The 16,794-nt window shown below is 50.1% G+C and carries 15 protein-coding genes, 2 tRNA genes and 3 pseudogenes; 7 read left to right on the top strand and 13 right to left on the bottom strand.

All coding sequences use genetic code 11. From position 1 onward, the window contains the following. Window positions 1–120 precede the first annotated feature (120 nt). A pseudogene (locus tag CBW42_RS02655) lies at window positions 121–411 on the bottom strand (transposase); the annotation flags it as partial. A gap of 103 nt (window positions 412–514) precedes the next feature. Here CBW42_RS02655 and CBW42_RS02650 point away from each other — a divergent pair. Further along, the gene (locus CBW42_RS02650) at window positions 515–1,738 is read left to right on the top strand and encodes an IS256 family transposase (RefSeq protein WP_087017483.1); all 1,224 of its coding nucleotides are present in this window, start codon (window positions 515–517) and stop codon (window positions 1,736–1,738) included. Window positions 1,739–1,916: 178 nt separating this feature from the next. Here CBW42_RS02650 and CBW42_RS14910 read toward each other — a convergent pair. The 4 genes and pseudogenes from CBW42_RS14910 to CBW42_RS02630 all read right to left on the bottom strand — a co-directional run. Then, window positions 1,917–2,096, bottom strand: a pseudogene (locus CBW42_RS14910) (IS3 family transposase); the annotation flags it as partial. Window positions 2,097–2,101: 5 nt separating this feature from the next. Further along, a complete protein-coding gene (locus CBW42_RS14425; RefSeq protein ID WP_133058245.1) occupies window positions 2,102–2,380 on the bottom strand; it encodes a hypothetical protein in 279 nt (92 codons plus the stop codon). A 145-nt stretch (window positions 2,381–2,525) separates the two neighbouring features. Continuing rightward, window positions 2,526–2,741, bottom strand: a complete 216-nt coding sequence (locus tag CBW42_RS02635; RefSeq protein ID WP_087017477.1) for a hypothetical protein — start codon at window positions 2,739–2,741, stop codon at window positions 2,526–2,528. Window positions 2,742–2,819: 78 nt separating this feature from the next. Next, window positions 2,820–2,895, bottom strand: a tRNA-Ala gene (locus CBW42_RS02630). Window positions 2,896–3,108: 213 nt separating this feature from the next. Here CBW42_RS02630 and CBW42_RS02625 point away from each other — a divergent pair. After that, window positions 3,109–4,446 (top strand): acetyl-CoA hydrolase/transferase family protein, encoded by a 1,338-nt coding sequence (locus tag CBW42_RS02625; protein WP_087017475.1) that lies wholly within the window; start codon window positions 3,109–3,111, stop codon window positions 4,444–4,446. A gap of 72 nt (window positions 4,447–4,518) precedes the next feature. Here the strand turns inward: CBW42_RS02625 and CBW42_RS02620 are convergent, their stop codons facing one another. Continuing rightward, the gene (locus tag CBW42_RS02620) at window positions 4,519–5,907 is read right to left on the bottom strand and encodes an MATE family efflux transporter (RefSeq protein WP_087017473.1); all 1,389 of its coding nucleotides are present in this window, start codon (window positions 5,905–5,907) and stop codon (window positions 4,519–4,521) included. 235 nt (window positions 5,908–6,142) lie between these two features. On the opposite strand from CBW42_RS02620, the gene CBW42_RS02615 reads away from it, so the two are divergent. Together CBW42_RS02615 and CBW42_RS02610 are read left to right on the top strand one after the other, a co-directional pair. Continuing rightward, window positions 6,143–6,493 carry a helix-turn-helix domain-containing protein gene (locus tag CBW42_RS02615; RefSeq protein ID WP_087017471.1) on the top strand — a complete coding sequence of 117 codons (351 nt, stop codon included), beginning with the start codon at window positions 6,143–6,145 and terminating at the stop codon, window positions 6,491–6,493. A 20-nt stretch (window positions 6,494–6,513) separates the two neighbouring features. Continuing rightward, a pseudogene (locus CBW42_RS02610) lies at window positions 6,514–7,332 on the top strand (IS3 family transposase); the annotation flags it as partial. 123 nt (window positions 7,333–7,455) lie between these two features. Here CBW42_RS02610 and CBW42_RS02605 read toward each other — a convergent pair. After that, a tRNA-Ser gene (locus CBW42_RS02605) sits at window positions 7,456–7,546 on the bottom strand. Between the two features lie 83 nt (window positions 7,547–7,629). After that, window positions 7,630–8,001, bottom strand: coding sequence for a metal-dependent transcriptional regulator (locus CBW42_RS02600; protein WP_087017466.1), 372 nt, complete (start codon window positions 7,999–8,001; stop codon window positions 7,630–7,632). A 222-nt stretch (window positions 8,002–8,223) separates the two neighbouring features. Here CBW42_RS02600 and gltX point away from each other — a divergent pair, with 222 nt between their 5' ends. Both gltX and CBW42_RS02590 read left to right on the top strand, forming a co-directional pair. Continuing rightward, a complete protein-coding gene (gene gltX / locus CBW42_RS02595) occupies window positions 8,224–9,870 on the top strand; it encodes a glutamate--tRNA ligase (protein ID WP_087017789.1) in 1,647 nt (548 codons plus the stop codon). Between the two features lie 132 nt (window positions 9,871–10,002). Next, window positions 10,003–11,679: a glutamine--tRNA ligase/YqeY domain fusion protein gene (locus CBW42_RS02590; protein ID WP_087017465.1), complete on the top strand. Its 1,677-nt coding sequence runs from the start codon at window positions 10,003–10,005 to the stop codon at window positions 11,677–11,679. 240 nt (window positions 11,680–11,919) lie between these two features. Here the strand turns inward: CBW42_RS02590 and CBW42_RS02585 are convergent, their stop codons facing one another. Together CBW42_RS02585 and CBW42_RS02580 are read right to left on the bottom strand one after the other, a co-directional pair. Next, complete coding sequence (locus tag CBW42_RS02585) at window positions 11,920–12,345, bottom strand: flavodoxin (RefSeq protein ID WP_087017462.1); 426 nt, start codon at window positions 12,343–12,345, stop codon at window positions 11,920–11,922. 37 nt (window positions 12,346–12,382) lie between these two features. Continuing rightward, entirely contained in the window at window positions 12,383–12,664 is a 282-nt protein-coding gene (locus CBW42_RS02580) for a DUF2325 domain-containing protein (protein WP_087017460.1), read from the bottom strand. Window positions 12,665–12,923: 259 nt separating this feature from the next. On the opposite strand from CBW42_RS02580, the gene CBW42_RS02575 reads away from it, so the two are divergent. Further along, window positions 12,924–13,568: a superoxide dismutase gene (locus tag CBW42_RS02575; protein WP_087017458.1), complete on the top strand. Its 645-nt coding sequence runs from the start codon at window positions 12,924–12,926 to the stop codon at window positions 13,566–13,568. Between the two features lie 74 nt (window positions 13,569–13,642). Here CBW42_RS02575 and CBW42_RS02570 read toward each other — a convergent pair whose 3' ends face one another. The 3 genes from CBW42_RS02570 to CBW42_RS02560 form a co-directional block, all read right to left on the bottom strand. Then, on the bottom strand, window positions 13,643–14,200 hold the full coding sequence (locus CBW42_RS02570; RefSeq protein WP_087017455.1) for a hydrolase: 558 nt from the start codon (window positions 14,198–14,200) through the stop codon (window positions 13,643–13,645). Between the two features lie 18 nt (window positions 14,201–14,218). Then, window positions 14,219–15,148: a cysteine synthase A gene (gene cysK / locus CBW42_RS02565; protein ID WP_087017452.1), complete on the bottom strand. Its 930-nt coding sequence runs from the start codon at window positions 15,146–15,148 to the stop codon at window positions 14,219–14,221. A 144-nt stretch (window positions 15,149–15,292) separates the two neighbouring features. Next, a complete protein-coding gene (locus tag CBW42_RS02560) occupies window positions 15,293–16,582 on the bottom strand; it encodes an O-acetylhomoserine aminocarboxypropyltransferase/cysteine synthase family protein (RefSeq protein WP_087017450.1) in 1,290 nt (429 codons plus the stop codon). Window positions 16,583–16,794 lie beyond the last annotated feature (212 nt).

Genomic DNA, 16,794 nt, shown 5'->3' with positions numbered 1-16,794 from the left:
TTAGCATATATTGAATCTGGGGAGTGCTCCACTGTTCTCCACATGTTCCTTGTAACTTGTCCACTATATCAGTTCATTATAAAAATCTTAGATTTTTGTCTTGACAACTGAGCCACTATAGACGCCCTTCTTCTTGAGCATCCGCTGATATTGTTTGTGCTGGTACTGCCAGCCCTGATCGGAATGAAGGATCAAGCCTGTGTCATCCGGAATTTTCTCAAAAGCCTTGTCCAGCATGGAAGTAACCATGCCTAATACCGGGCGATCTGAGATTGTGTAGCTGACCAGATCTCTGCTGTGCAAATCGAGAATTGGAGACAGATAGAGTTTCTCTCCGAATAAGCTGAACTCTGTTACATCGGTGACCCACTTCTGGTTCGGCTTCTCAGCGTGGAAGTCCCGATTCAGGAGACCCCTGAAAATTTCGTGTAAACGACAAGCTTCGGCAGTATGATTGAACTCCAATCCGTCAAGAATGGAAGCAACCACCTAAACGGAAAAGGAGACAATAATCATGCAGAGAGTACCACAGGATTTATTACGGGAATACGTGAAAAGCCAACACTTTACCAGCACAGCCGACATCATGCAAGCTATGAAAGAGATGTTCCGAGACGTCATTCAGCAGGTGATGGAAGTGGAGATGGAGGAGGAACTCGGTCATGAAAGATGCCAGCGTTCTGCCCCTACAGCAGGAGATCAACCCAGGAATTACCGCAACGGCTATTCCCGGAAGAAAGTAAAAACCCAGTTAGGCGAGATTGACATCAGGGTCCCGCGTGACCGCAACGGCAGCTTTGAGCCAAAGATTATTGGCAAGTATAGTCGGAATGCGGAGGGGATGGAGGACAAGATTCTGGCCCTATACGCCTGCGGGATGAGCCAGCGGGATATTGCAGAGCAGATCAAGAGCCTGTATGACGTGGACATTTCTCCTGAGTTGGTCACAAAGATCAGTGAGAAAATTATGCCAGAAGTTACAGCCTGGCAAAATCGCCCGCTGGAACCGGTCTACCCATTTATCTTTATGGATGCTATCCACTACAAGGTCAAGGAGGATCACCGATATGTGACCAAGGCTGCCTATGTAGTGCTGGGTATCACGATGGACGGTCAGAAGGATATCTTAGGTGTCTGGATTGGAGAGCACGAGAGCAGCAAATTTTGGCTAAATGTGTTGAATGACCTGAAAAGCAGAGGAGTTTTGGATGTTTATCTGTTCTGCACCGATGGTCTCTGTGGAATGCCCCAGGCGATTGAGGCGGTCTATCCCAAGGCAAGGCTGCAGCGCTGCATCGTGCACCAGATTCGCAGTTCTACCAAATATGTTAGCTACAAAGACATCCGTCAAGTCGTTGCCGATCTGAAGAAAATCTACACGGCAGTGACAGAAGACGAGGCCATACAACAACTGAAAAACTTTGCAGAAAAATGGTGCAGCCAATATCCTTCCTGCGTCAAGAGTTGGGAAGAGAATTGGGACGTGCTCAGCACCTTCTTCGAATATCCCATGGAGATTCGGAAGATCATATACACGACGAACATTATTGAGGGGCTGAACCGCCAGTTCCGGCAAATGACGAAGAACAAGCCGTCGTTCACCAACGACGATTCCTTGCGCCGGATGCTTTATCTGGCCTCACAGCGGATTGTGAAGCACTGGCATCCCCGGTGCCAGAACTGGGATCTGATTCTGAGCCAGTTGGAGATCATGTTCGCCGACCGCAGCGTTACCTGATTCCCAGGCTGTAGGCTTCCCGGCAGGCTCTGGCAGCATTCACGCCCTGCGGGCGCGCATATTGCAGAGCCTGCACGGGAGAACGGTAGCCAAGGGAATTCAGGCCAGCACATGCGCAGAAAACTGCACCATTCTTGACATTTGTCGAATATCGCTTACACAAAATTCTACGGAGTACCCGATTCAGCAGATTCGGTGCAATTTTGCCGACTTCACCCTTATAAGAATGATATTTCTTCATTCTGACACGACAAACCAAGCCCCGTTCTCGCATAAGGCGCTGGACGGTCTTGTGATTCAGAGAAAAATTGCGCTTATGAAGCTCTGCTGTAATGCGGCGATAGCCATATCTTCCTTTGCCATCTATCTGGCATGGTGCCAGCCCGCACGCCTGCTATATCCCCAGAAATGGCTGTATCCTGCCGCCGCCAGGCATTTTTTTGTGGCTGTTTCTGAAATTACACGCAGTATTGCCGGCGTTATGAATTCCATATGCCAGCGGAATCCATCCTTTGGCAAATGCTTTGAAAAACTTTCCTGTGCACAATTTATCAAGCTGGTCATCAGCCAGATACCGTCTGAAACGGCGGCATAAAAAAGACAGGGCAATCCATATTGTCCCTGTCTTTTCTTTGTGTTCATGATGTAAATCTGATATTGTTTTTCTGTTGCCCAAAACAGAATACCATCTGCATATTAAACCGATGATTTTCGGTTTTGCCTGTATTGTTTTCGATTGTATTTTTGTTTTGCTCCAGTATCCCGGATATGTGCACAGAAAAAATGCTTATCCTTTCACCATATTGGCCCGATATTCCGCATTGATTTCAGAAATCTCCTTTTCTCCGTCGATATACGGCTGGTAAATCGCTTCGATTCTACCACCGCCCAAATTGTCACATCCGTTGCAGAAATCGCATGAGCTGCCACAAACGGCAAGCGACTGATTGATAATCTGAATGCGCTCCTCACGCGTCGTGTCTTTGATTAAAATAGATTTCATTGTATCAATCCTCCTTAGATGGCATGCCTCTGAAAAATAGCAAAAACCGCCCGTTTTATACAAAACAGACGGTTTATATGGTGGAGATAAGCGGGATCGAACCGCTGACCTCTTGAATGCCATTCAAGCGCTCTCCCAGCTGAGCTATACCCCCATACGGATACAGATTATGTAACATTGACTTAACGATACTAATTTACCATATGCACCTATTCCTGTCAACTGTTTTTTCACAAATGCGGTGTAAAATTTGCGGTATGCATTCCTTGTACTTCTTCCCCTTGTTTTTTCTCCATGCTATGTTAAACTAGAATCAATACAATTCCTCTCGATCAGGCGAAACGCATCATAAAATGAGGTGGATGACATGAGTATTTTTACAGAATACAGAAGCAAACTGCGCACACCGGAAGAAGCTGTCCGTGTGGTCAAAAGCGGTGACTGGATTGATTACACTACATCCCTTGGCAAGCCGATTCTGCTCGATCAGGCGCTTGCAAAACGGCGGGATGAACTGTTTGATGTCAAAATCCGCGGCAACCTGATTAACGGACCCATTGAAGTTGCAGAATGTGACCCTTCACAGGAGCATTTTATTTATAATTCGTGGCACTGCTCCACATATGAGCGCAATCTGTGTGACCGCGGGCTGTGTTATTTCATCCCAATGGTATTCCACAACAACTCAGCCTATTACAAGCACTTTCTTGACGTCAACGTTGCCATGATGAGCGTCACACCGATGGATAAACATGGTTTTTTTAACTTTTCCACTTCTACCGGTGTCTGTGCACAGATTCTGCGCAAGGCAGATATTGTGATTCTTGAAATCAATCCAAACCTGCCCAAGCTGTACGGCGGCTATGATGAATGTATTCATATCTCTGATGTCGATTACATCGTTGAGGGCGAACATGAGCCATTTCCGGAGCTTCCGATTCCTGTCCCCACAGAAACAGACCGGTTGATTGCCGCCAATCTCATGCCGCATCTGAGCAACGGCATCACCTTACAGCTCGGCATTGGCAGCCTGCCCAACGCAGTCGGGCAGCTGATTGCCCAGTCTGACCTGAAGGATCTCGGTATGCACACCGAACTGTGTTCCGATGCCTATCTTGAGCTGCACAACGCAGGCAAGCTGACAAACAAATATAAAACCATCAACCGCGGAAAGAGTGTGCTTGGCGTCGCCATTGGATCGCGTTCCCTGTATGAATGGATTGATGAAAATCCCTCTGTAGCGGCCTATCCACTGGAATATGTCAACAGCCCAACCGTCATCGAACAAATCGACAATATGGTTTCCATCAACAGCTGTATTTCTATTGATCTGTTCGGTCAGGTCTCATCTGAGACCTCCGGCATGCGACACATCAGCGGCACAGGAGGACAGCTGGATTTCCTGATCGGTGCATCCGCATCGCGCGGCGGAAAGGCATTCATCTGCATGAGTTCCACATTTTCCGATAAGAACGGAAAGCGGCATTCACGCGTACTGCCGCATTTCAACGGTGAAATTATCACGTCCCCCCGCTCGCAAGTGTATTATCTCGCGACGGAATATGGCGTTGTCAATATGGAAGGGCGTTCCACCTGGGAGCGTGCCGAGCTGCTTATTTCCCTCGCACACCCGGATTTCCGCGAAGACCTCATCTGTGCCGCAGAACAACAGCACATCTGGCGGCGCTCTAACAAACGATATTGATATAAAAGACCTTCGGACGATTCATCCGAAGGTCTTAAACTGCGTGGATACAGCGACTCTGTCCGAGTTCGATCAAGTGGTTGTTTTGTCCGCTGTTCGGTCGGAAATGGAAGCAATTGCCTTGCGGAACTGGAAGAAAAACAGAATAGCAGTAAAAGTAACGGCAATTGCATCCGCAATCGGTTCCGCCATATAGACCGATCGCGTCGGATTATCCGGCAGCAGATGCGGCATGATATAGATCAGCGGCAGCAACAGGATAAACTTTCGCGTGATCGCAACAATGATGGACGAGGCTGCTTTTCCCAAAGCGGTAAATGTCATCTGGCATGCAATCTGGATGCCGAACAGGAACATCGAAGCGGCATAAATGCGCAGAGCAGATTTGGTAAACTCCAGCAGCGCCGCATCTGCGGTAAACATACCTGCAAATACCTGCGGGAACAGCATGATACATGCCCACAAAATAACAGAATAAGTCAGACTCGCCCGCAGCAGCAGCCAGAATGTCTGCTTCACGCGCGCACTGTTGTGTGCGCCGAAGTTATAGCTGGTGATCGGCTGTGCGCCCTGTCCAAGGCCCTGAAGCGGAAGCATGGCAAACTGCATGACGCTGGTGAGAATGGTCATCGCGCCGACTGCGATATCACCGCCATACTTGAGCAGCGATGAATTGAAGCACACCGAAATAACACTTTCACTCGCCTGCATGATGAATGTTGCCGAGCCGAGTGCCAGACACGGCAGAAAAACAGAGGGCTGTAACAGCGTATTGCTCAGACGGATGCGCAAAATCGTCTTCTTTCCAAACAGAAACGACAGCACCCAAATACAGGATACCATCTGCGACAGTACGGTTGCCAGTGCTGCGCCGCGCACGCCCATGCCAAAGACAAAGATAAAGATCGGATCGAGCACAATATTGCACACTGCACCGATGACCACAGACAGCATGCCGGTTTTCGCAAAGCCCTGCGCCGTAATAAATGCATTCATGCCGAGCGTCAGCTGGACAAAAATCGTACCGACCGCATAGATATTCATATAGCTGAGTGCAAAGCCAATGGTATTTTCACTCGCACCGAATGCCATCAGGAAATCTTCATTCCAGTAAAGCAATACCGCTGTCAGAACAATCGACACAATAATCTGCAAGCCGAAGCAGTTTCCCAACGTTTTTTCCGCCGCCTTTATGTCCTTCTGCCCCATAAAAATAGAAGCACGCGGCGCACCTCCACTGCTGACAAGGGCGGCAAATGCCGCGACAATCATGATAAGCGGCATACAGATGCCGACACCAGTCAGTGCAAGTGCACCGTCACCCGGAATATGTCCGATATAAATGCGGTCGACGATGTTGTACAGCATATTGATGAGCTGTGCCGTAACCGTTGGCACTGCAAGCTTTACCAACAGCTTTCCAATCGGATCTGTTCCCAGAAATTCATTTTTTTGTTCCATTTTTACCTTTACATCCTTTGCAGCTGTTCTCTCTGAACAAGCTTTTTCTTTCACAAACCCCACATTTTCTCTGTGTATTTGTGCAATTATATTAAATAGATTATACTATATCTATTGTAGGTGTCAATGCTCTGCCAATGTACTGTCAGGCAAAAAACGGGACTGCCACCGGTGTGAAATGCACCCCATTTGTTAGACAGTATGATATACTATCTAACAAGTGGGGTGTTTTATTATGCCAAAAGGAATACCAAACAAGAGGTATACGCCAGAGCTTAAACAACGGGCAGTGGAAGCGGTTGTCAAGGAAGGGTTAAGCTATAAAGAAGCTGCCAGGATTTATGAAATTGACGGGCATAGCCGCATTCAAAGCTGGGAACGGATCTATCTGACAGAAGGACCTGAAGGTCTGGCTGTAGAGCGTCGTGGTCGTCGCAGCACCGGCAGGCCAAAAAAGCTGCCTGAAGCTGTGGAGGAAGATCTGTTGTCAGAAGTCCGGCGGCTGCGTGCAGAGGTCGACTACCTAAAAAATCTGCAAGCCTTGGTTTTGGAAGACGAGCGACGCCAGCACAAAAAACGCAGGTAGTTCAGAAACTAAGGCAAAAACATTCCCTTGCTATCCTTCTCTCAATCGCTCAACTGTCCCGTTCAACTTTCTACTATCATCTGAAACAGATGAAGAAAGCAGACAAATATGCATCTGTTAAAGAAGAAATCACTGCAATTTACCACGAAAACAAAGGAAGATATGGCTATCGCCGCATTACAGCAGAGCTTCATAAGCGCAATTTTTCTCTGAACCACAAGACCGTCCAGTGCCTTATGCGAGAACTGGGCTTGGTTTGTCGTGTCAGAATGAAGAAATATCATTCTTATAAGGGTGAAGTCGGCAAAATTGCACCGAATCTGCTGAATCGGGACTTCCACGCTGAGAAGCCGAACCAGAAGTGGGTCACCGATGTAACAGAGTTCAGCTTGTTCGGAGAGAAACTCTATCTGTCTCCAATTCTCGATTTGCACAGCAGAGATCTGGTCAGCTACACAATCTCAGATCGCCCGGTATTAGGCATGGTTACTTCCATGCTGGACAAGGCTTTTGAGAAAATTCCGGATGACACAGGCTTGATCCTTCATTCCGATCAGGGCTGGCAGTACCAGCACAAACAATATCAGCGGATGCTCAAGAAGAAGGGCGTCTGCCAGAGCATGAGCCGGAAAGGCAACTGTCTGGACAACGCAGTGATAGAGAATTTCTTTGGATTGCTCAAGAGCGAACTTCTATACTTGCAGGAGTTTCAATCTATGGAACACTTCAAGCAGGAACTAATTGAATATCTGGATTACTACAACAACCGCAGGATTAAGGCAAGACGAAAGGGCTTACCGCCTGCAATTCACAGACAGCAAGCCCTTTCGGCTGCTTGAACAATTTTCTCTTTGAAATATTGTCTAACTTTTTGGGGTCACTTCAAAATCCGGCGCTCGTTTCGTTGTGAAAGATATCAGATGAAAAAGAAAAACCAGCAGCGGATGCTGCTGGTTCTTAACTGGCGGAGAAGGTGGGATTCGAACCCACGGACGGTTTTACCCGTCAAACGATTTCGAGTCGTTCTCGTTATGACCACTTCGATACTTCTCCATATGATGGATCAAAACGATCCCTCTTGCGGAACTGCTAAAATAGTATACAACAGTTTTGGCAATCCGTCAAGAGGGAATTTTTTATCTTTTTTCGCGGAGAACCTCGCGCATCCGTTCGACGGTCAGCGGACTTACGATATGTTCGATGCGGCAGGCATCGGTTTCGGCAGTCACAGCGTCGAGCGAGAGGATTGTCATCAGAAATTCTTTAATCAGAACATGGCGGCCATAAACCTCGTTGGCGCGTTTGCGTCCGGCGTCCGTCAGACGGATGGTTCCATATGATTCCTGATCGACATATCCGGCTTTTTTCAGTACACCCATGGCGCGGGTAACACTGGGCTTGGAGTATCCGAGCTCATTGGCGATATCAACTGCACGTACAGTACCGTTGCGCATCTCCAGCAAAAGGATCGTTTCCAGATAGTTTTCACCGGATTCTTGAATTTTCATGAATTCACCGCCTTGCTTGATTGTATAGAAAGTAGAAATATTATAGCATAGTTTTTGGAAGATGACAACAAAACAACCTGATTTTTGCTGCATAACATTGCGAAAATGGCAAAACTATGGTATGCTTATAATTGTTTTTGAGCAACCACATTCTATGGGGCCCAAATGAGACAAGATAAACCGCGGGGGAGCAGTCTCCTGCGTTACTGGAGAGGAAAAATGATGGATTATAATCGTTTGGCTGAACTACTGTTTCCAAATGTTACGGAAACGCCGGAACAGGTAGAAGCCCGTTATCCTGCCCGTGATTTGCCGGAGGGCGCAAAGGTTACCCGTATGGCACCCAGCCCGACCGGATTTATGCATCTGGGCAATCTGTTTGGTGCTGTTGTCGATGAGCGTCTGGCACATCAGTCCGGCGGTGTGTTTTATCTTCGCATCGAGGACACCGATAAAAAGCGCGAGGTAGAAGGCGGCGTTCAGCTGATTCTCGAAACTTTTAAGACCTTCGGTTTGCCGTTTGATGAGGGCGCAACCATTGATGGCGACAACGGCGCCTATGGCCCATATCGTCAGAGCCAGCGCGCGGCTATTTACCATGTATTCGTCAAGGATCTGGTCAAGCGCGGCTATGCCTATCCATGCTTCTGCACGGAGGAGGAGCTCGCGGAAATGCGTGCCCAGCAGGAAGCAAACAAAGAAAACTTCGGCTATTACGGAAAGTACGCAAAATATCGTGACTGCCCGCTCGAGGAAATTGAAAAGCGTCTGGCAGAGGGACAGAGCTATGTTGTCCGCTTCCGTTCGCCCGGCAGCATTGAGCATAAGGTGCGCCATACCGATCTGGTCAAGGGCAATCTGGAGCTGACCGAAAACGATCAGGACATCGTCCTGCTCAAGTCGGACGGCATTCCGACTTATCATTTCGCACATGTCGTTGACGACCATCTGATGCATACCACGCATGTTGTCCGCGGCGAGGAATGGCTGGCAACCCTGCCGGTACATCTCCAGCTGTTTGACGTCATGGGCTGGAAACGTCCGAAGTATGTGCATACAGCACAGCTGATGAAGATGGACGGCGGATCCAAGCGTAAGCTGTCCAAGCGCAAGGACCCGGAGCTTGCACTGACTTATTATTATCAACAGGGCATTCCGGTTCCGGCAGTTATGGAATATCTGATGACGCTGCTCAATTCCAACTTCGAGGAATGGCGCCGCGCCAACCAGACCGCTTCCATCAACGATTTCCCGTTCAGCCCGAAGAAAATGAGTGTTTCCGGCTCGCTGTTCGATATGGAAAAACTGCGCGATGTCAGCAAAAATGTTATTTCCCGCATGACAGCGGAAGAAGTATATGACTTTGTTTCCGCCTGGAGTGCGGATAACGACCCGGAATTCCATGACCTGTTTGTCCGTGATCCGGAAATGACCAGAAAATTCCTCGCCATCGGACGCGGCGGCAAAAAGCCGCGCAAGGATCTTGCGTTCTGGAGTGAGACAAAAGCATATATGGACTTTATGTTCCCTGAGCTGTTCCAGCCGGATTATTCCGGCATGCCGGAGAGCACAAAGGACGATGCCAAGGCGATCCTGACCGAGTATCAGGATATCTATGATCCGGCAGATGACATGTCCGCATGGTTTGACAAGGTCAAGACACTGGCAGATCAGCACGGCTTTGCACCGGAAACCAAGCTGTATAAAAAGAATCCGGATGCCTACAAGGGCCCGGTCGGTGATATTTCGATGGTTCTGCGCGTTGCGATCTGCGGCCGCACCAATGCACCGGATCTGTATTCCGTCATGCAGCTGATGGATCAGGACGAAATCAATCGCCGCCTGACTGCTGCCTGCGACGCTCTGTAATACCATATTCCAAATTTAAATCAATACAGCGACAACGGAGTCGAAACCTGTTCAAAAAGGTGCAGGCTCCGTTGTTGTACCTTTTTATTAGGTTCAAGACTCCGAAATTTTTAAAAGAAAAGGGGAACACCGATGGAATTTGCATCTAATTTTCTGCATGAAATCATCGATGAAGACATCAAAAACGGCATGACCGAGCGGATTCATACCCGTTTCCCGCCCGAACCGAACGGATATCTTCACATTGGCTCTGCCAAGGCGATTTATATCAACTGGTCGATTGCGACCAAGTACAACGGCCTGTTTAATCTGCGCTTCGACGATACCAACCCGGTGCGCGAAGATGACGAATATGTACAGTCCATTTTGCAGGATGTCGAATGGCTGACCGGCACCAAGCCGACCGGCGGCGTTTTCTATGGCTCGGATTATTTTGAAAAGTGCTATGAATGTGCGGTACATCTCATCCGTGAGGGCAAGGCATATGTCTGCGATCTGAGTGCAGATGAAATGCGCGAATACCGCGGCACGCTGACTGAGCCGGGCAAAAACAGCCCGTACCGTGACCGTTCAGTTGAGGAAAACCTGCGTCTGTTTGAAGAAATGCGCAATGACAAATATCCGGACGGATCAAAAACGCTGCGTGCAAAAATCGATATGTCCTCGCCGAATATGAACATGCGCGACCCGGCAATTTACCGCATCGTGCATGCGACTCATCACCGCATCGGCAACAAGTGGTGTATTTACCCGCTGTATGATTTCGCACATCCGATTCAGGACGCAATGGAGCATATCACGCATTCTATGTGTTCGATTGAATTTGAGAACCACCGTCCGCTGTATGAGTGGGTCGTGGACAACTGTGCGCCGTGTCTGCCGTCGCATCCGAAGCAGAGAGAATTTGCCCGCCTGAATGTGACGCACACGGTTATGTCCAAGCGCTATCTGCGCGAGCTGGTCGAGACCGGTAAGGTCGACGGTTGGGATGACCCGCGTATGCCGACGCTGTGCGGCCTGCGCCGCCGCGGTTATACGCCGTCCTCCATTTTGGAATTTGTCACCCGTGCAGGTGTCGCAAAGACTGACAGTCTGGTTGACATCAAGCTGCTGGAATACTGCATCCGCGACGAGCTGAACAACACCGCACTGCGCCGCATGGCGGTCACCGAGCCGATCAAGATGGTTATTACCAACTATCCGGAGGATAAGGAGGAGACATTCACCGTCACCAACAATCCGAAGGATGAGGCCGCAGGCACGCGTGAGGTTCCGTTTACCCGCGAGTTGTGGATTGAAAAGAGCGATTTTGCCCTCATTCCGCCTCCGAAGTTCCAGCGCCTCAAGCCGGACGGTGAGGTTCGCCTCGTGGGCGCATATATTGTCAAGTGCAACGAAGTCATTCAGGACGAGGACGGCAACGTTGTCGAGCTGCACTGCACAGCAGATCTGGAGTCCGGCAACGGCAAGCCGATTGATGGACGCAAGGTACGTGGCACGATCCATTGGGTATCTGCAAAGCATGCGATTGACGCAGAGCTCAATCTGTACGACAACCTGTTTACGCTGGAAAATACGGCAGCTGTACCGGAGGGCAAGACCTATCTGGACTTCCTCAATCCGGAGTCGCGCAAGGTGCTGACCGGCTGCAAGCTGGAACCGTCGATTGCCGATGTTCCGGCAGGTACGCGCATGCAGTTTGTCCGCATGGGCTATTATATTCAGGACAGCAAGCCGACAGAAGACGGCACGCTGCGCTTTAACCGCATTGTCTCGCTGAAGGACAGCTTCAAGCCGGACAAGAAGTAAATCTGTTTACCTCACACCAGCCGGAGGCCATATGGCATCCGGCTGGTGCTTTTTGATACAGAAACCGGTATGTTAACGGAAGCTGGTAGCGGTACAGGCAAAAAACAGCGCTCCCAATATTTGTCTAACTTTTTGGGGTCACTTCAGTGAAGTGCAGTCCCATTTCCCCTGTTTGTTGTCAAGTGTTCGGTATAATTTGGCTTTATTTTTGTAAGCAGCGCATATGCTATGGATCGAAAATCAGCCTGCGACCGCTGCGCCAAGCGCCCGGCACGCCGCAAGGCCGTCTTCATCCGGCATTTCGTTGCAGATCACGCTGTCGCAGACAAGGTTGATGCCGACATCACCGCACTCCTCTTCCCAGCTGCGCATCCAGTCACCGGTACCCCAGCCATAAGAGCCGAACAGTGCAACGCGCTTTCCGCCCAGCTTCGACTTGCAGGAGGAAAACATCGGCTCGAATTCCGCTTCTTCCAGCACCTCTGCGCCCATCGCCGGGCAACCGAAGGCGATTGCATCGTACTGGTCAACCATATCCGCGCTGAAGGCTGAGCAGAAAAGAACCGAAGTCTCTGCTCCCTTCTCCTTTGCGCCTTCCGCAACTGCACCTGCCATTGCCTCCGTATTGCCGGAAGCACTCCAATAAACAACTGCTACCTTACTCATATCTGTGTACCAACCTTTCTTTTGGATAGTTTGTCACTCAGCCCGCATACTCTTCCAGAATGCTCCGCAAGGCGGACATTGAACTGGAATGCGACCGCGCGACGATCATGTTCTGTCCCTTGGTCTCGTTCAGCGCACACCGCACCATCTTATGCGACATGGTGCTTGTGAACAAAACGAGCAGATCAGGACATCCGATTTTGTTTTTCAAGCCATCCTTCATCTGTGTGAATACCTTTGCCTGACACTGGTATTCCTTGCATACGTCTTTATAGCGGCGAACCATGCAGTCGTTTCCGCCTACGATTACTACGCTCATCAGTTGCTCCTTTCGAATTAGCATATGCTAACTATTTATCGAAAAACATGCGCCTTCCGGCGCCTGTTTTCCTGTATGTTCTGTGGTGTATTCGCGGTTAGTTTCCGCTAACTGCATCAGTATAATACGGGATTCTCTTTCCGTTGTCAAGGGGTTTTCTGAAAAAAGTGGATAGAATTTGTATGCATTCCATTTTTCCAGTCATATCACACAGCAGTGTGCGTATACTGAAAGAAAACCATGACCCGAGGTACCGTTTATGGAGAATGAATTCTATCCGTTTATCAACCTTCCTCTGCCGTATGATTATGGCGCACTTGAGCCAAATATCGATACCCAAACCATGCATCTGCATCACGACCGACATTTACAGACTTACATCGACAACCTCAACGCGGCACTACAGGGACAGCCGAATTTACAGCGGCTTTCGCTGACCGAGCTGATTGAAAACGCCTTCCGCATGCCGGGCAGTATGCAGACCACGATACGCAACAATGCCGGCGGTGTATATAACCACCGCTTTTATTTCGATGGGATGCAACCTGCCGCAGGGCAGCAGCCCACAGGTGCGCTTGCCGAAGCCATTGACCGTGACTTCGGCAGCGTTGACCATTTCCGGGAGATATTCGACCAGGCGGCGCTTTCCGTATTCGGCTCCGGTTACGCATGGCTGGTATACGACGGCATGCGGCTCCGTATCATCACAACACCCAACCAGAACTGTCCTCTGGAAGCCGGTCTGTGTCCTGTGCTGACCGTCGATGTCTGGGAACACGCATATTATCTCAAGCATTTTAACAAACGAACTGATTATCTGACCGACTGGTTCCCCATCATCAACTGGGAGCAGGCAGATCAGCGATACCGCAAATGCGCCGGAATACAGGCAGACAATGCATAACATTGCCTTGCCATTCCAGTGCAAACGGCAAAAAACCGTGTGTCCCGTTTTTCCGGGAACACACGGTTTTGCTTTTATTCTTCGCAGGTTCGCATGGCAAGAATCGTCTTTTCGATCAGCTCATCCAGATCCCAGCCCAGCATATCCGCACCGCGCTGGATGACCTCACGCGAGCATCCTGCCGCAAATTTTTTGTTTTTGAACTTCTTCTTGACCGATTTTGTCTCCAAATCCTGTACGCTTTTGGATGGGCGCATAATCGCCACCGCGCCGATCAGGCCGGTCAGCTCATCGGTCGCATACAGCACTTTTTCCATCTGGTGCTCGGGTTCAATGTCCACAGTGATGCCATAGCCATGGCTCGCCGTCGCATGGACAATGGATTCCTCTACCCCGTGTGCGCGCAGCAGCTCCTGCTCCTTGATACAGTGTTGGTCAGGATACTGCTCAAAATCCAGGTCATGCAGAATTCCGACGATTTCCCAGAAATCCGCATCGTCCGCATAGCCCAACATTTCGGCAAAATACCGCATGACACCCCCGACTATGCGCGCATGCTGACGATGAAAATCATCCTGATTATACTGATACAGCAGCTCCAGCGCGCTTTCGCGCGTCAAACTGGTCTCCATGCAGGATTCCTCCTTTTGTCAGTCAGCAAACAGCGCAGTCGACAGATAGCGCTCGCCGGTATCCGGCAGCAGGGCAACAATCGTCTTGCCCGCATTTTCCGGACGCTTTGCCAGCTCAGTCGCCGCATACACTGCCGCACCGGAGGAAATGCCGACCAGAATGCCCTCTGCCTTGGCGATTGCACGGCCAGTTTCAAACGCTGCTTCGTTGTCTACCGCAATGACTTCGTCATAAACGTCCGTATCCAGCGTATCCGGCACAAAACCTGCGCCGATGCCCTGAATCTTATGCGGGCCTGCAGTGCCCTTGGACAGAACCGGAGAGGTTGCAGGCTCAACCGCGACAACCCGGACATTCGGATTCTGATCCTTCAGATATTTGCCCGTACCGGTGACTGTACCGCCGGTGCCGACACCGGCGACAAAAATATCAACCTTGCCTTCGGTATCCTTCCAGATTTCCGGGCCGGTGGTCTCATAATGCACCTTCGGGTTTGCCGGATTGACGAACTGACCGAGAATAACTGCACCGTCGATGGACTTCTCCAGCTCTTCTGCCTTTGCGATGGCGCCCTTCATACCGGCAGAACCCGATGTCAGGACAACCTCTGCACCATAGGCTGCAACCAGCTTGCGGCGCTCAATGCTCATCGTTTCCGGCATGGTCAGAATGACATGATAACCCTTCGCCGAACCGACAGCCGCCAGACCGATGCCGGTGTTGCCGGAGGTCGGCTCAATGATGGTCGCGCCCGGCTTGAGCACGCCCTTTGCCTCTGCATCCGCAATCATCGCATTGGCAACGCGATCCTTGACACTGCCTGCCGGATTAAAATATTCCAGCTTGCCGACAATATGTGCGTTGAGATTGTTGGCTTTTTCATAATTGACAAGCTCGAGCAGCGGTGTCCCGCCGATCAGCTGTGTAATACTTGTTTTCACAGACATAATAACATCCTCTTTTCCGAAATAAAAACAGAAAATTATGTTGGGAAGAGATGCACAGCACCCTTCTTTTTCATGGTACTACTCTCAGAACAAAAAATCAATGCCAGCTGCCGCGAATGGGGAAAGCTGCGGCAGGTGAACGGTTTACTCGTTGACTTTCCGGAACGCCTGATCGAGATCCCAGATAATGTCTTCATAATGCTCGGTGCCGATGGACAGACGAATGGTGTTCGGGTAAATGCCCTGATCTTCAAGCTCTGCCTCGGTGCACTGGCTGTGGGTCGTAGTTGCCGGATGGATGACCAGCGACTTGACATCCGCGACATTGGCGAGAATGGAGAAAATCTGAAGCGAATCGATGAACTTCTTCGCTTCCCTCTCGCCGCCCTTGATGCGGAAGGTGAAGATAGAGCCTGCACCGTTCGGGAAATATCTGTCATACAGGTCTTTATATTTCGGGTCGAGCGACGGATGGTTGATGGACTCAACCAACGGCTGGGACTGGAGATATTCCAGAACCTTTTTGGTGTTCTCTACATGGCGTTCTACGCGCAGAGAGAGCGTTTCCAGACCCTGCAACAGCAGGAATGCATTGAACGGGGACAGTGTTGCACCGGTGTCGCGCAGCAGAATCGCACGAATCTTGGTGGTGAATGCCGCCGGGCCGCACGCGTCGACAAAGCTGATGCCATGATAGCTCGGATCCGGATCGACCAGCGACGCAAACCGGCCGGATGCCTTCCAGTCGAACTTGCCGCTCTCGATGATGACGCCGCCGAGCGTCGTGCCATGGCCGCCGATGAACTTCGTCGCGGAATGGACAACGATATCCGCACCGTAATCAATCGGGCGCAGCAGGTACGGCGTTGCAAATGTAGAATCGATGACAACCGGAACACCCTGTGCATGTGCGATGTCCGCAACGGCCTGAATGTCAATCAGGTTGGAATTCGGATTGCCCAGCGTCTCAAAGAAGACTGCCTTGGTATTTTCGTCGATGGCATCGGCAAAATTCTGAATGTCATCCGGATCGACAAACTTGGTGGTCACGCCGTCCTTCGGCAGCGTGTGCGCCAGATAGTTATACGTACCGCCGTAAATCGTCTTCGCCGCGACGATGTTGTCGCCATTCTGCGCGAGCGTTTTGAATGTATAGCTCAGTGCGGCTGCACCGGATGCAACTGCCAGTGCGGACGAGCCGCCCTCCAGCGCCGCAATGCGCTTTTCAAAAACATCCTCTGTCGGATTGGTCAGTCTGCCATAAATATTGCCCGCATCGGAAAGGCCGAAACGTGCCTGTGCGTGGTCGCTGTTATGGAACACATACGATGTAGTCTGGTAAATCGGCACCGCGCGTGCATCGGTTGCCGGATCGGCCTGCTCCTGGCCTACGTGAAGCTGTAACGTCTCAAAGCGGAAAGTTCTCTCGCTCATTGTAATAAACTCCTTTTCAAACAAACATGGGATGGATTTCGGATTCAATCAACATCGGCACATTCGTCCGTAGGATGTATATAATTTTTCGATAAAAATACGGTTCATTGTCTCGTACTCCAATTTCATATAACTCCTATTATTTAACTAGGATTTTTTGACTGCATATAGATTACCATATTCCCCCTGCCCTGTCAAGTGGAATTTCCACA

It is taken from the genome of Butyricicoccus porcorum, assembly GCF_002157465.1.
Lineage (GTDB): Bacteria > Bacillota > Clostridia > Oscillospirales > Butyricicoccaceae > Butyricicoccus_A > Butyricicoccus_A porcorum.
The sequence above is the reverse complement of the archived record's forward strand: the minus strand, read 5'-3'. Positions and strand labels throughout refer to the sequence as shown.